Origin of the sequence: Marinobacter salinexigens (assembly GCF_008370345.1) — a bacterium.
Lineage (GTDB): Bacteria > Pseudomonadota > Gammaproteobacteria > Pseudomonadales > Oleiphilaceae > Marinobacter > Marinobacter salinexigens.
Window position 1 is genome coordinate 52,217 of sequence record NZ_VTUU01000009.1, and the last position, 14,018, is coordinate 66,234.

12 protein-coding genes and 1 riboswitch are annotated in these 14,018 nt (G+C 55.8%); of the genes, 9 read left to right on the plus strand and 3 right to left on the minus strand.

Going from position 1 to position 14,018, the window contains the following annotated elements; genetic code table 11:
• Positions 1-17: 17 nt before the first annotated feature.
• Complete coding sequence (locus FWJ25_RS15890; RefSeq protein WP_149601248.1) at positions 18-1,376, minus strand: TolC family outer membrane protein; 1,359 nt, start codon at positions 1,374-1,376, stop codon at positions 18-20.
• A gap of 169 nt (positions 1,377-1,545) precedes the next feature.
• Positions 1,546-1,659, plus strand: a riboswitch (TPP riboswitch).
• A 137-nt stretch (positions 1,660-1,796) separates the two neighbouring features.
• Between FWJ25_RS15890 and thiC the strand changes: the two genes are divergently transcribed.
• The 6 genes from thiC to FWJ25_RS15920 all read left to right on the plus strand — a co-directional run bounded on the left by thiC (position 1,797) and on the right by FWJ25_RS15920 (position 7,503).
• Positions 1,797-3,674: a phosphomethylpyrimidine synthase ThiC gene (gene thiC, locus FWJ25_RS15895; protein ID WP_149601249.1), complete on the plus strand. Its 1,878-nt coding sequence runs from the start codon at positions 1,797-1,799 to the stop codon at positions 3,672-3,674.
• Between the two features lie 63 nt (positions 3,675-3,737).
• Positions 3,738-4,358 carry an NUDIX domain-containing protein gene (locus FWJ25_RS15900; protein WP_149601250.1) on the plus strand — a complete coding sequence of 207 codons (621 nt, stop codon included), beginning with the start codon at positions 3,738-3,740 and terminating at the stop codon, positions 4,356-4,358.
• Entirely contained in the window at positions 4,355-4,840 is a 486-nt protein-coding gene (locus FWJ25_RS15905) for a DUF1249 domain-containing protein (protein ID WP_149601251.1), read from the plus strand. The genes FWJ25_RS15900 and FWJ25_RS15905 overlap by 4 nt, the downstream gene beginning before the upstream one ends.
• A 152-nt stretch (positions 4,841-4,992) precedes the next feature.
• Positions 4,993-5,799 (plus strand): 3',5'-cyclic-AMP phosphodiesterase, encoded by an 807-nt coding sequence (gene cpdA, locus FWJ25_RS15910; RefSeq protein WP_149601252.1) that lies wholly within the window; start codon positions 4,993-4,995, stop codon positions 5,797-5,799.
• Between the two features lie 94 nt (positions 5,800-5,893).
• Complete coding sequence (gcvH, locus tag FWJ25_RS15915; RefSeq protein WP_149601253.1) at positions 5,894-6,286, plus strand: glycine cleavage system protein GcvH; 393 nt, start codon at positions 5,894-5,896, stop codon at positions 6,284-6,286.
• A 20-nt stretch (positions 6,287-6,306) separates the two neighbouring features.
• Positions 6,307-7,503: a class I SAM-dependent rRNA methyltransferase gene (locus FWJ25_RS15920; RefSeq protein ID WP_149601254.1), complete on the plus strand. Its 1,197-nt coding sequence runs from the start codon at positions 6,307-6,309 to the stop codon at positions 7,501-7,503.
• A 34-nt stretch (positions 7,504-7,537) separates the two neighbouring features.
• Here FWJ25_RS15920 and FWJ25_RS15925 read toward each other — a convergent pair whose 3' ends face one another.
• Complete coding sequence (locus tag FWJ25_RS15925) at positions 7,538-8,194, minus strand: histidinol-phosphatase (protein WP_149601255.1); 657 nt, start codon at positions 8,192-8,194, stop codon at positions 7,538-7,540.
• A gap of 173 nt (positions 8,195-8,367) precedes the next feature.
• Between FWJ25_RS15925 and FWJ25_RS15930 the strand changes: the two genes are divergently transcribed.
• The 3 genes from FWJ25_RS15930 to FWJ25_RS15940 all read left to right on the plus strand — a co-directional run bounded on the left by FWJ25_RS15930 (position 8,368) and on the right by FWJ25_RS15940 (position 12,609).
• A complete protein-coding gene (locus tag FWJ25_RS15930) occupies positions 8,368-8,898 on the plus strand; it encodes an RNA pyrophosphohydrolase (protein WP_149601256.1) in 531 nt (176 codons plus the stop codon).
• Between the two features lie 21 nt (positions 8,899-8,919).
• Positions 8,920-11,226, plus strand: a complete 2,307-nt coding sequence (gene ptsP / locus FWJ25_RS15935) for a phosphoenolpyruvate--protein phosphotransferase (protein WP_149601321.1) — start codon at positions 8,920-8,922, stop codon at positions 11,224-11,226.
• A gap of 141 nt (positions 11,227-11,367) precedes the next feature.
• A complete protein-coding gene (locus tag FWJ25_RS15940; protein ID WP_149601257.1) occupies positions 11,368-12,609 on the plus strand; it encodes a patatin-like phospholipase family protein in 1,242 nt (413 codons plus the stop codon).
• A 72-nt stretch (positions 12,610-12,681) separates the two neighbouring features.
• Here the strand turns inward: FWJ25_RS15940 and hslU are convergent, their stop codons facing one another.
• Positions 12,682-14,010 (minus strand): ATP-dependent protease ATPase subunit HslU, encoded by a 1,329-nt coding sequence (hslU, locus tag FWJ25_RS15945; protein ID WP_149601258.1) that lies wholly within the window; start codon positions 14,008-14,010, stop codon positions 12,682-12,684.
• Positions 14,011-14,018: the final 8 nt, after the last annotated feature.

Below are 14,018 nucleotides of genomic sequence, written 5' to 3' on the forward strand. Positions count from 1 at the left end.
GAAACTAACCGGCAGGATTATTGGGCGGGATCGTCCAGGGTTTGCTTCTCGTTGGCCAGGGCCTCAATGCCAGGAGCCGTCTCGCTCAACCAGCCGTTCAGGTCAATCAGGTCCTGGGGGCTGAGAATGCCAGCTGACTGCTTCAGTTGCAGAGAGTTGATTACATAGTCGTAGCGTGCGTTGGAGTAGTCCAGCAGTGCGACGTAGTATGCCCTCTCGGCATCCAGCACTTCCACGATATTCCGTGTTCCCACCTCATAGCCTGCACGAGTTGCATCCAGGGCGCTGCGACGGGAAATGATGGTCTGTTCGAGTGCTGAAGCGGTTTCGATGTTGTTGTTCACCGTGAGGAACAGGCTTCTGGTGTTAACCCTGACGTCCCGGCGCACCGTGTTGAGGCTCTCCTCTGCAACGGTGACAAGCGAACGTTGTTGTCTAACGCCAGCTTGCGTTCCGCCACCCGAGTAAAGGGGCACGTTAAGAGTCAGGCCGATGACGCCTTGTGTCCCTTCAAACTGGGACGGTGAGCCGCCATCGATATTGCTGTCGCCATAGGATGCGGTGAGATCCAGGGTCGGGTAATGGCCGGATTTGGCCACTTTCAGGTTGGACTCACTGGCATTCAGATCAGACATGGCAGATTGAATGGACCAGTTCTGCTCCAGGGCGGTTGTTTCCCACTGGGAAGGGTCCATGGGATCTGGCCGTCCGAGCGGGAATGTCTGGAGAAGGTTTTCCAGATCTTCGTTGTATTCGCCGGTCAGTCGGGCCAGCTGTTCACGAGCTACGTTGAGTTGGTTTTCCGCGGCAATGCGCTGACTGCGGGTGTCATCGTAACTGGCACGGGCTTCATAGACTTCGGTGATGGCGATCAGGCCCACATCAAAGCGTTCCTGAGCCTGTTCATACTGGCGCTGAATGGCCGCTTCGGCCGCCAGGGCCGTCGTGACCGTATCCCGTGCCCTGAGAACCGCGAAGTAGGCATTAGCAACATCAAGGATCAGTTGTTGTTGCGCAAGGTTGTATTGGGCTCGAGCCGATTCGGTCTGGAACTGGCTGGCGTCGTAGGCAAACCAGGAATCAGCCCGGAAAAGTGGCTGGGAAAGCTGAACACCATAGTTAAGGCTCTTGTAGCTTTCGTCCTGATTATCCCCGTCCAGGTCGGTGTGATTGGCTTCGCCATAGGCGCCGATCTGGGGAAGCAGGGCACTCTGGGTGACGTCGCTGGCAGCCTGCTGGGCTTCAAAGCTGGCCCGGGCCGCGGCAATACCGGAGTCGTAGGAAAGTGCTTTCTCATAGGTCTCTACCAGATCCATGGAAAGGGCGGGCTGCGCCGCCAAGAGGCCAACAAGTCCGGAAAGCAGTTGTTTCTTCATTGTTTCTCCTGAATACCTATGCACTTAAGCGTCCCGCTTGATACACCGGTTTGGCAGCCGATAGGGTCGCGCTCGGTCCGCAATCTATGGCTGGCCATTATGGACAATAATCCTGCTCAGCTCTACACTTGCATTTGGCATCCATTATGGGTGCCAAACAATACAGAATCGCGTCTTGACGGGGTGCTGGTTTTCGCATGTTCGGAAACCGGCTGAGATTGCAGTGCAGAACCCGCGACCTGATCCGGATAATACCGGCGTAGGGATTGAGACCATGAAGCTGAACGGCCTGTGCACCTGACTTATACGAGCCCTCTCTTGCCTGTCCTCCGAAGGATGCAGGCGGGCTGAAAAGTTGGAAACCGCCTCACTCAGCTCCGTCATACGCGGCCCGACACAATCAAAATACGGGAGCGAATGATGAGCGAATTGCCGTCCTACCTCAGTGACTCTGCCAAAGTGGACTCAGCTGCAGTCCAACCCCTTCCAAAATCCCGGAAAATCTATGTGCAGGGCAGTCGGCCCGATCTGCGCGTACCCATGCGAGAAATCTCTGTGGGTGATACTCCGACAGAAATGGGCGGAGAGAAGAATCCGGCCGTGGTGGTTTATGACACATCCGGTGCCTATACCGATCCGGAAGCCGCCATCGATTTGCGTAAAGGCCTTGAACCGATCCGCGCAGCCTGGATTGCAGAACGGGGGGATGTGGAGCAGCTGGAAGGCTACACATCGGAATTTACCCGCCGCCGGATGAATGATCCTCTGCTGGATCCATTGAGGTTTATGGATGAGCGAAAACCGCTGAAAGCCATGGCGGGTCAGAATGTCAGCCAGATGCACTACGCACGCAAGGGGATTATCACTCCGGAAATGGAGTACATCGCAATCCGGGAAAACCTGAAACTGCAGGAGGCCCGGGAGCGGGGGTTGCTCAAGGAACAGCATGCTGGTCAGTCCTTTGGAGCAAGTCTTCCGGACGAGATTACCCCCGAATTCGTGCGTGACGAAGTGGCCCGAGGCCGCGCCATCATTCCCTCCAATATCAACCACCCCGAATCCGAACCTATGATTATTGGCCGGAACTTCCTGGTTAAGATCAACGGTAACATCGGTAACTCTGCTGTCAGCTCGTCGATTGAAGAAGAAGTGGAGAAGCTGACCTGGGGTATCCGTTGGGGTGCCGATACCATCATGGACCTGTCTACCGGCAAGAACATCCATGAAACCCGGGAGTGGATCATCCGGAATTCGCCGGTCCCCATTGGCACGGTGCCCATCTATCAGGCGCTGGAAAAAGTGGGCGGAGTCGCTGAAGACCTGACCTGGGAAATTTTCCGGGACACACTCATCGAGCAGGCCGAGCAAGGCGTCGACTACTTCACCATTCATGCGGGGGTACGCCTCCATCACGTACCTCTGACGGCCAGCCGCACCACGGGAATCGTATCACGGGGTGGTTCCATCATGGCGAAGTGGTGTCTGGCCCATCACAAGGAAAGTTTCCTGTACGAACACTTCGAAGACATCTGCGAAATCATGAAGGCCTACGATGTGTCTTTCAGCCTCGGCGATGGTCTGCGACCGGGGTCAATTGCTGATGCCAATGATGCGGCGCAGTTCGGCGAACTGGAGACTCTGGGAGAGCTCACCAAAATTGCCTGGAAGCATGATGTTCAGGTGATGATTGAAGGTCCGGGCCATGTGCCGATGCACCTGATCAAGGAAAACATGGATAAACAGCTTGAGTGCTGTGATGAAGCTCCGTTCTATACTCTCGGGCCACTGATTACCGACATCGCACCAGGGTACGATCACATTACGTCGGGTATCGGTGCTGCAATGATCGGCTGGTATGGCTGCGCGATGCTTTGTTACGTCACCCCGAAAGAGCATCTCGGGTTGCCGAACAAGGATGACGTCAAGACAGGCATTATCACCTACAAAATAGCCGCCCATGCTGCTGATCTGGCTAAAGGGCATCCGGGGGCTCAGGTACGGGATAATGCGTTGTCCAAGGCGCGCTTTGAATTCCGCTGGGAAGACCAGTTCAACCTCGGTCTTGATCCGGATACCGCGCGGGCCTTCCATGATGAAACCCTGCCGAAGGAATCCGCCAAGGTGGCTCATTTCTGTTCCATGTGCGGGCCAAAATTCTGCTCCATGAAAATTTCTCAGGAAGTAAGGGATTATGCGGCGGAGAATGGCCTGGATGAAGTGAAGGCTATTGATGCGGGGATGCAGGAGAAGTCCCGGGAGTTCGTGGAGTCGGGGAGTAAGCTATACGATAAGGTCTGATGGCTTGCAGATACACCCGGCTACCGGCTATCGTTCAAAGCTGATTACACATCGGGATGAATGATGACCGAGCCGTTCCAGTTCAACGCCAGCGATGTCACCATCGAAAAGCGTGAAACCGTCTTCCAGGGCTTCTTCCGCATGGATAAGCTCTGGTTGACTCATCCGCGTTTTGATGGCGACACCATGCCAGTATTTACCCGCGAACTGTTTATCCGTGGCGATGCTACCTGCGTGCTGCCTTACGACCCGGTTCGTGATGAGGTCGTGCTCCTGGAGCAGTTTCGCCTCGGGGCCCTGGGGCGTTCGCAGTCGCCATGGCTGTTAGAACTTGTGGCGGGGATGAACGAAGACGGCGAGTCGCCGGAGGACGTCGCCCGGCGTGAAGGTCAGGAAGAGGCGGGTTTGAGCTTTGCCAGGCTGGAAAAGATCTGTGACTACCTGGTTTCACCCGGAGGGACGACGGAGCTCATTCACCTGTTCTATGGTGCAGTCAGTACCGAATCAGCCGGCGGACTGTTCGGTATCGAGCATGAGCACGAAGACATCCGGGCCCATGTGGTCAATGCTGAACATGCTATAGCCATGATCCGTGATGGCCGGATCAACAATGCCGCCGCTATTATTGCCTTGCAATGGCTCGAACTGAATCGTTCGAGGCTACGGAACGAGGCACAGCAATGACTGAGTGGGTGATGAAACCAAAGCGATACGTCCCCGACCTGCGGCAGCTTGGTGCTCTGTGTGATGGCAATTACCAGAGGCTGAACAAACTGCGGCAACTGGAAGTCGATGGGAAGCCGGTGTGCGAATTCGAGTTGCACCGGGAGAACCAGTACCTTGGCCGGGTACGCATTGCCGTAATTCAGGAAGCCAGATTCACGGAGACTCTGCTGTTGGAGCAGGTTCACAACTCGGGTCGGTGGCTGAACAACCCGCAGATGACCGTCCGCGTCTATCATGACGCTGCCATGGCAGAAGTGATCAGTTGTTACCGGGATCGCCGGATCGCGCCGGTCAATGATTACCCCAATCGGTTCATGCACCATCCGGATGAGAAAGTTCAGGTGAATGGATTTCTGGCGGACTGGCTGGATTACTGCCTGCGTTTCGGCCACCTGCCGATGGAGCATGCTGCCTGGTCGGCGGGCGAGGGTGTTGACTGACCCTGTGCCGCAGTTGTCATAATGTGAAATAAAAAAGCATAGCTTGGCAATAATGTGACGGTTGTTCCATTAATCGATGATCAAACCGTGAACGCTCGGCGTACACTTGTGTCATATACCAGAAGCTAGTGCACTTATTGACCGCGAGCATTATGACTATAAAAGCAGACAGCCGGCCCCTTCGCGTATTGCAACTGACAGACCCCCATTTGATGGCGGACCCCGGTGGTGCCTTGTTGGGGGTAAATACCCGTGACAGTCTCTCTGCCGTTATTTCTGAAGTTCTGGACGTTCATGGTCAGCCTGATCTGATTCTTGCTACGGGAGACCTTGCGCAGGACGGATCCGAAGAGGCCTATCGCGTCTTTGGTGAGCAGTTGCAGGTATTCGGCTGTCAGTCTGCCTGGATTTCAGGTAATCACGATAGGTCCGACATACTGCACCGTGTAGCGACCCGGTTCCAGGCCGACCAGCGCCAGATTGTTCAGGGTGGCTGGCAATTTGTTCTGTTGGACTCTTCTGTGTCGGGGAAAGTGTTTGGGGAACTGGCTCCGTCCGAACTGGACTTTCTGGAGCGGTGTCTTTCTCAACATCCAGGCACTCCCACCATTGTGTCACTGCACCATCACCCGGTGGATATTGGCTCCGACTGGATGGAGAAAATCGGTCTTCAAAACCGGGAAGCGTTCTGGCATGTCATTGATCAGCACCCGCAGGTGAAAATTGTGTTGTGGGGGCATATTCACCAGGATCTCGAGCAACAGCGGCGGGGGGTATCGCTGTTAGCGACGCCATCCACCTGTATTCAGTTCACGGCAGGGTCCAGCGATTTTTCTGTGGAGCCTTTGCCGCCAGGGTATCGGTGGTTTGAACTGGGACCTGGCGGTGAGATTCACACTGAAGTTCGCCGCGCCCACCGCTTTGAATTCACTCTGGATCAGAACAGTTCCGGCTACTGATTTCTCCTGTTCCTTCTGAACCTGTTACTCAAGGCCTCGCTGGCGCGGGGCTGTTGCGGTAAACTGCGCGAAAATCCAATCAGGGAACCCGATCATGAGCGATATACCCGCAGATCTTAAATACATTGAAACCCATCAGTGGGTCCGCGTGGCCGATGACGGTACGGCGACGGTTGGCATTACCGATTTTGCCCAGGAGCAGTTGGGTGACGTCGTTTATATCGGCGTACCTGATCTCGGAGTGACAGTGAATGGCGGTGAAGAAGCTGGTGTGGCGGAATCGGTGAAATCAGCATCTGATGTTTTCAGTCCGGTCACCGGTGAAGTGATCGAAGTGAACGAGTCGCTGGAAGATGAGCCGGAGAAGGTGAACGAGGATCCGTATGGTGATGGCTGGTTGTTCAAAGTTCGGCTTGCGGACAAGGGCGAGCTTGATGGTTTGATGGATGCAACAGCGTATTCGGAGCATGTTGCGGCCGAAGAATGATGGTTTCACCAGGATCCGATATGAATTTACCTGTGCTATACCTGCGCAAAGGCGCAGAACGCCGCCTTCGTTCTGGCCATCTCTGGGTGTACAGCAACGAAGTGGATACCCGGCGCACCCCTCTGACGGACTTTGAGGCTGGTGCTCAGGCTGAGTTGCGCGCGTCCAACGACAAGCCTTTGGGCACGGTATTCGTAAACCCTCACGCCCTGATCTGTGGCCGTCTGATTAGCCGGGACCCTCGTCACGGGATGACGCCCCAGCGCCTGGAACAGAGGCTGGAAGCAGCGTTGGTCTTGCGGGAAAAGCTTTTTCCGAAGCCTTTTTACCGTTGGGTATTTGGTGACAGCGATGGCCTGTCGGGGCTGGTGATTGACCGTTTCGGCGACACAGTCGTTGTCCAGATTTCTACGGCAGGGATGGAACTGCTGAAAGATACGATTGTTCGCGCTGTGCAGCGCCTGGTGCACCCATCGGCTGTTGTCCTCAAGAACGACGGTAAGATGCGTCGGGTTGAGGGCCTGGAGTCTTATGTAGAACAGGCCCACGGCCCAGAGGTTTCCGTGCTCCAGGTCGAAGAGAACGGTGTTCGCTTTGAGGTGGATCTGGCTGAAGGTCAAAAGACAGGGTGGTTCTATGATCACCGGATGAATCGCCAGCGCCTCCAGGCCTATTCTCCTGGCAAGCGGGTTCTTGACGTATTCAGCTATGTGGGTGGTTGGGGTATCCAGGCTGCCAGTGCCGGCGCCTCGCAGGTGACTTGTGTGGACAGCTCCTCATCCGCCATGGATGCAGTCCATCATAATGCGAAGCTCAATGGCCTAGACAATGTCGACACCCTTGAAGGGGATGCCTTTGATGCCCTCAAGGCGTTATGTGACGAGAAGGAAAAGTACGACATCGTTGTGCTGGATCCGCCCGCGCTGATCCCCCGCCGTCGCGACCAGAAAGCTGGCGAGCAGGCTTATGCCCGACTGAACCAGTTGGCGCTGAGGCTGCTGGACAGGGACGGCTTGTTGGTCTCTGCTTCCTGCTCGATGCACCTGTCTCAAGAAAAACTGGTGGACATCATTCGGGGAAGTGGCCGCAAGATCGACCGTTTTGTTCAGTTGCTGGAACAGGGACATCAGGCGCCGGATCACCCGACAATACCGGGGATCCCCGAGACGGACTACATCAAATCCTGTTTCGTGCGTTCATTGACAGGCTTTTTTTGACGCTGCAGGCATCAGGCCTGCAGCGCAAAGTTTCTCAGTCCCTCAGCGACATGACCTTCCAGTCGTTTTCCCGGGCCAATGCTTCCAGCTTGGGGTCCGGGTCAACGGCGACCGGGTTTTCTACCTGTTGCAGCAATGGTACGTCATTGTGGGAGTCGCTATAGAACCAGGCTCCGGCCAGATTCTCTCCGTAGGCGTCCAACCACTCGTTCAGTCGGGTAACCTTGCCATCCTGAAAGCTTGGAATGCCTGCCACCTTCCCGGTGTAGTGCCCGTTTATGATTTCCGGCTCGGTCGCAATCAGGTGATCAATGCCGAGTGCTTGGGCGATAGGTTCGGTGACAAAGCGGTTGGTCGCTGTGATGATCATCAGCGTATGGCCCTGTTCCCGGTGGCTGTCCAGCAACTGAAATGCTTTCTTTTGCATCATTGGCTCAACTTTATGGGCCATGAATCGCTCTCTCCAGGCCAATAAATCATCCATGCTGTGTTGTGCCAGCGGGCGCAGTGCAAAGCCGAGGTAGTGAAGGATGTCCAGCTCGCCGTTCAGGTATTCCTGGTAAAAACGATCATTGGCCTTGCGGTATTCTTCAGCATCCACAATGCCTTCCTCGACAAGAAAATCCCCCCAGGCGTGATCGCTGTCTCCTGCCAGCAGGGTGTTGTCCAGATCAAATATTGCGAGCGTCAAGCTGTTTCCTCCGATGGTCGCTGGGCTAGCGTTGCGAAACATAGTCTAACACGACCTGTATAGCGAGGCTGCGTTTGCCGAACCCTTGGGTTTCTGCAAGAATGATAGCAACTTGGACAATTCTGACCGGTGAATTTTTGTACTGGTCGACCGACCTTTGAGAGGACTGTGCCGTGATTGATTCAGACGGTTTCAGACCCAACGTCGGAATCATTCTGGCCAACCACAGAGGAGAGGTTCTCTGGGCAAGGCGAATAGGGCAGGACTCCTGGCAATTTCCACAAGGTGGCATCAAGCACAACGAGTCACCTGAGGAAGCGCTATACCGGGAGCTTGGGGAGGAAGTAGGTCTCGGTGCCGACGATGTGGAAATCATCAGTTGTACCCGGGGCTGGCTACGTTACCGGCTTCCCAGGAGGATGGTTCGCCATAACTCCCACCCTGTTTGTGTGGGCCAAAAGCAGAAATGGTTCCTGCTGAGGATGTTATCGCCAGACGCACATGTGTGCGTGGATGGCACTGATTCACCGGAGTTCGATGGGTGGCAGTGGGTTAGCTACTGGTATCCGTTGGGGCAGGTGGTTTCATTTAAACGAGAAGTGTATCGACGAGCGTTGAGAGAGCTGGCTCCGCGACTGTTCTATAACATGGAACAGTGGCATAGAGGGGAGCAGCCCCGGCGTATCAAGGATCCCAGGAAATGATGGACTGAACCGGCCATGGCCATGCTGAGCATTCTGCGAAGTCTTGTACAAGAGGTAAACGGTGCCCGCGATTTGCAGGAGGCGCTGGATATCATCGTATCGCGGGTGCAAAAGGCTATGGGAACCGAAGTGTGTTCTGTCTACCTGCTGGACCCTGCCACGAACCGGTACCTGTTGATGGCCACTGAAGGCCTTTACCGCAAGGCTGTTGGGCAGGTCACTCTGGGGTATTCCGAAGGCCTGGTTGGTCTGGTGGGCTCACGGGAAGAGCCCATCAACCTCGAAGATGCCCCGTCCCATCCTCGTTATCGCTATTTCCCTGAAACCGGCGAGGAGCGTTTCCGCTCCTTTCTCGGTGTGCCCATTATTCACCATCGCCGAGTGCTTGGCGTCCTTGTCGTGCAGCAACGCGAAAGCTCCCGTTGCTTTGACGAGGGCGAAGAAGCGTTTCTGGTCACGGTTTCCGCCCAGTTGGCCGGAGTGATTGCCCACAGCGAAGCCACGGGTGCAATCAGCGGCATGTCGCTGACTGGTGAGGAAGCTCATGATGTGAGCTTTAACGGTGTGCCCGGAGCACCGGGTGTAGCCATCGGAAACAGTGTGGTTGTCTATCCGGCTGCCGATCTGGACGTTGTTCCTGAAAAACCTACGGAAGATGTAGAGTTGGAACTGGAACTGTTCCGGGATGCGGTGCAGGCAGTGCGGGAAGATATCGAACGTGTGGCCCGGCGCCTGGCCAGCCAGCTCAGACCGGAAGAGCAGGCCCTGTTTGACGTGTATCTCCGTATGCTGGGCGATGAGGCTCTGCCCGGAGAAGTTGCCAACAAGATTCGTGAGGGTATCTGGGCTCAGGGCGCTTTGAAGCAGGTTGTGCAGCAGTATGTACGCCACTTCGAGATGATGGATGATCATTATCTCCAGGAACGTGCCGTGGATGTGCGGGATCTTGGTCGTCGCCTGCTGTCCCACTTGCAGGAAGGTGAACAGCGCCACCTGGAGTATCCGGAGCGGACTGTCCTGGTCAGTGAAGAGCTGACCCCGGCAATGCTGGGTGAAGTCCCTAAGGGGCAGCTCGTTGGTCTGGTCTCGGTCAAAGGGTCAAGTAACTCACACGTTGCCATTCTGGCTCGAGCCATGGGCGTGCCAACCGTTATGGGCCTGGTGGACATACCAGTCAACCAACTCGACGGGAAGGAGCTGATCGTTGATGGTTTTGAGGGCCAGATCTTTGCCTCGCCTTCGGACGATCTGAGGGCATTCTATCAGGCTATTTGTGACGAGGAGGACGAACTGGTCCGTGGCCTGGAAGCCCTGCGGGACAAACCGTGCGAAACCATTGATGGCCACCGGGTGTCGTTGCTGGTGAATACCGGCCTGATGACAGACGTGGTGCGTTCATTGTCCCATGGTGCTGAAGGGATTGGTCTTTACCGGACAGAAGTGCCGTTCATGATCAAGGACCGTTTCCCGTCCGAGCAGGAGCAACGGGAGTATTACCGGGAGCAGTTGGAAGCCTTCGCGCCGAATCCTGTCACCATGCGGTCCCTCGACGTGGGCGGGGACAAGTCGCTTACCTACTTCCCGATTCACGAGGAAAACCCTTTCCTGGGCTGGCGGGGCATCAGGGTTACCCTGGATCACCCGGAAATTTTCCTGGTGCAGGTAAGGGCAATGCTCAAGGCCAGCGAAGGGCTGAATAACCTGCAGATCATGCTGCCAATGATCAGCAATATTTCCGAGGTTGAAGAGTCGCTGCACCTGATTTACCGGGTTTACCATGAGGTCAGGGAGGAAGGCTACGATATCCATATGCCGAAAGTGGGCGTTATGGTCGAGATTCCCGCTGCGGTGTATCAGATTCGCGAGCTTGCGGATCGCGTCGACTTCCTGTCCGTCGGCTCCAACGATCTTACCCAGTACCTGCTTGCGGTGGACCGAAACAATCCCCGCGTGGCGCAGCTTTATCACTCCTATCATCCTGCGGTGCTGCAGGCTTTGGTTCGGGTGGCACAGGATGCCCATGCCGTTGGTAAACCTGTCGGGATCTGTGGCGAACTGGCTGGAGATCCGGGTGGTGCACTGCTGCTGATGGCCATGGGCTACGATTCACTGTCAATGAATGCTGCCAGCCTGCCCAAGGTTAAGTCGGTGATTCGTTCGGTGAGCCGCGAGTGGGCCATGCAGTTGTTGGAGGACGTGCTGCTTTTGGATTCGCCCCATGTGATCAAAAGTTGTGTTGATCTTGCATTACGTAACGCCGGATTCGGGCGCTATCTGAGGCCTGGAAAGTCCTCTCCTGCAGCCCTGGCCGAACAGGCCCTTTCCTGAGTGACCGCGTCTGTGTAACGGATTATAGGGTGTGTATTCTAGAACGGCCTGTTATCTTGGTTTCTGGTCGGGATGGATGTAACGCCTTGCGGAAGTCCGGGAAGCCCGGATTGACGGGTAGTGTGGATAAAAGGAACAGATATGACGGCGCCAAGTGAGTTGAAATCTTCACCGCGTATCGGGCTCGCACTGGGCGGCGGCGGACCTCTGGGTGGTATTTATGAGATTGGTGCGCTGAGAGCCCTTGATGAGGCTCTGGATGGTCTCGATTTCAATGACATTGCTGTCTATGTCGGCGTGAACGCCGGCTCTTTTGTCGCCGCCAACCTGGCCAATCAGATGACAACAGCTCAGTTGTGCCGGATTTTTGTGCGCAACGAGGCAGAAGTTCACCCTTTCCATCCCGAAGTATTTTACCGACCGGCACTCAAGGAAATCGGCAGTCGCCTGTTGGCGGTTCCGGGCCTGATGGGCACGGCACTGCAGCGTTTTATCAATAACCCATACGATCAGAGCCTCCTGGAAGCACTGACCATCCTGGCGCAGGCAGCTCCGGCAGGTCTGTTTGATAACGAAGGCCTGCACGAATATCTGAAGCGTGCCTTCACCATGCTGGGTCGCACCAACGATTTCCGGCAGCTGAAACGAAGCCTCTACATCATCGCTGCGGATGTCGAGAGTACCGAGGCAGCCTGTTTCGGCGCTCCGGGGTTTGATCATGTCCCTATTTCCAAAGCAATTCAGGCAAGCACCGCTTCGCCGGGGTTGTACGTTCCAGTGGATATTGACGGCCGGTATTACGTAGACGGCACTTTGCGCAAGGGGCTTCACGCGTCAGTGGCCTTTGAGGATGGGGCGGATCTGGTGTTTGCGGTGAACCCTCAGGTTCCTATCGATGCCAGTGCAGCGGTGCGGGCAGGTTCAATGAAGCCCGGAGATTTGACCCGTTCAGGCATGCCAAACCTGCTGTCTCAGATGTTCCGAACGATTGTCTATTCCCGCATGCAGTCCGGAATTGCCCAGTATGCGAGGGATTATCCCGACAAGGACATTCTTCTGTTCGAACCAACCAGGGATGACGCCAAGCTCTTTTTCTCCAACGTCTTCAGTTTCCAGTCTCGCAGAATGGTGTGCGAGCATGCCTACCAGATGACCCGTCGGGACCTTCTTGCCCGTGCGGACCAGTTGGAGCCGGTGTTGGAAAAATACGGCATAAAGCTGCGGCGTGACCGCCTGGAAGATGAGCAGCGAACAATCAGTACCAGCCTCTATGGCGAAATGCTGCCTCTCTACGTTGCGAAGGGTCGAAAGAAAGCAGGGGAGAAAGGCCGGTTGGCCTCCGGGCTGGAGAATGTGACCAGCCTGTTCAGTAAGGCTCAGTAACGCCTGGCTTTTACGCTCGGGCTCGCAGTGAGGTTGGCGGCCAGGGCGCACTGTGGCCCTGGCCGGAAGACATCAAAGGATATAGCGGCTCAGGTCTTCGTCTTCAGAGAGTTCCCCAAGCTTTTCGTTCACATAGGCTGCGGTCACTTCAAATCCCTCGGTAACCTTGTCACCGGCATCGAAGGACAATTGCTCCAGAAGCCTTTCCAGCACGGTGTGCAGGCGGCGCGCACCGATGTTCTCGGTGGTTTCATTCACCTTCCACGCGACTTCTGCAAGGCGGGCGATCGCATCATCGGCGAATGTCAGCTTCACCCCTTCAGTGCCCATCAGGGCTTCGTACTGCTGTACCAGCGATGCATCCGGCTCAGTCAGGATGCGTTTGAAGTCATCCGGGCTCAGAGCCTGCAATTCGACCCGGATCGGCAGCCGGCCCTGAAGCTCAGGGATCAGGTCTGACGGCTTCGACAGGTGGAAGGCACCAGAGGCAATAAACAGGATGTGATCGGTGCGGATCGAGCCGTACTTGGTGCTGACGGTGCTGCCTTCTATGAGAGGCAACAGATCTCGCTGAACGCCCTCCCGTGACACGTCCGAAGAAGTATTTTCAGAGCGTTTGGCGACCTTGTCGATCTCATCGATAAACACGATGCCATTTTGCTCAACGGCCTGAATAGCCTTCTGCTTGATTTCCTCTTCGTTGACCAGCTTGGCAGCTTCCTCATCCTTTGCAACCTTCAGCGCGTCTGCCACTTTCATCTTGCGGGTTTTGCGTTTGTCGGATGACAGGTTGGAAAACATGCTTTGCAGCTGGCTTGTCATTTCTTCCATACCGGGAGGCGCCATGATTTCCACGCCGGCAGCGCTGCTACGAAGGTCAATCTCGATTTCCTTGTCATCCAGTTCGCCTTCCCGAAGTTTCTTCCGGAAAAGCTGCCGGGTAGACGAATCCTGGCCGCGCTGGCTGTCTTCGTTGAAGTCCCGGGCCGGTGGCAGCAGAGCGTCGAGAATGCGCTCCTCAGCAGCATCCAGGGCCCGGTTTTCGTGGAACGTCATTTCCTTTTCACGGAGCATCTTGATGGCCATATCGGCCAGATCCCGGATGATGGACTCCACATCACGGCCCACGTAGCCCACCTCGGTAAACTTGGTAGCTTCTACCTTGAGGAAGGGTGCGTCAGCAAGTTTGGCCAGGCGACGTGCGATCTCGGTTTTACCAACGCCTGTGGGGCCGATCATCAAAATGTTCTTGGGTGTGATCTCGTCACGGAGGCCGCTGTCCAGTTGCATCCGGCGCCAGCGATTTCGGAGGGCGATCGCTACCGCCCGCTTGGCTTCTTCCTGTCCCACGATGTGTTTGTTGAGCTCGTGGACAATCTCACGGGGAGTCATTGCAGACATGGTTGCTC

Excerpts from the sequence above, each read along its gene's own strand:
- thiC (WP_149601249.1), top strand. The coding sequence starts at position 1,797 with ATGAGCGAATTGCCGTCCTACCTCAGTGACTCTGCCAAAGTGGACTCA.
- FWJ25_RS15905 (WP_149601251.1), top strand. The coding sequence starts at position 4,355 with ATGACTGAGTGGGTGATGAAACCAAAGCGATACGTCCCCGACCTGCGG.
- FWJ25_RS15940 (WP_149601257.1), top strand. The coding sequence starts at position 11,368 with ATGACGGCGCCAAGTGAGTTGAAATCTTCACCGCGTATCGGGCTCGCA.
- FWJ25_RS15920 (WP_149601254.1), top strand. The coding sequence starts at position 6,307 with ATGAATTTACCTGTGCTATACCTGCGCAAAGGCGCAGAACGCCGCCTT.
- cpdA (WP_149601252.1), top strand. The coding sequence starts at position 4,993 with ATGACTATAAAAGCAGACAGCCGGCCCCTTCGCGTATTGCAACTGACA.
- FWJ25_RS15900 (WP_149601250.1), top strand. The coding sequence starts at position 3,738 with ATGACCGAGCCGTTCCAGTTCAACGCCAGCGATGTCACCATCGAAAAG.
- hslU (WP_149601258.1), bottom strand. The coding sequence starts at position 14,010 with ATGTCTGCAATGACTCCCCGTGAGATTGTCCACGAGCTCAACAAACAC.
- ptsP (WP_149601321.1), top strand. The coding sequence starts at position 8,920 with ATGCTGAGCATTCTGCGAAGTCTTGTACAAGAGGTAAACGGTGCCCGC.
- gcvH (WP_149601253.1), top strand. The coding sequence starts at position 5,894 with ATGAGCGATATACCCGCAGATCTTAAATACATTGAAACCCATCAGTGG.
- FWJ25_RS15890 (WP_149601248.1), bottom strand. The coding sequence starts at position 1,376 with ATGAAGAAACAACTGCTTTCCGGACTTGTTGGCCTCTTGGCGGCGCAG.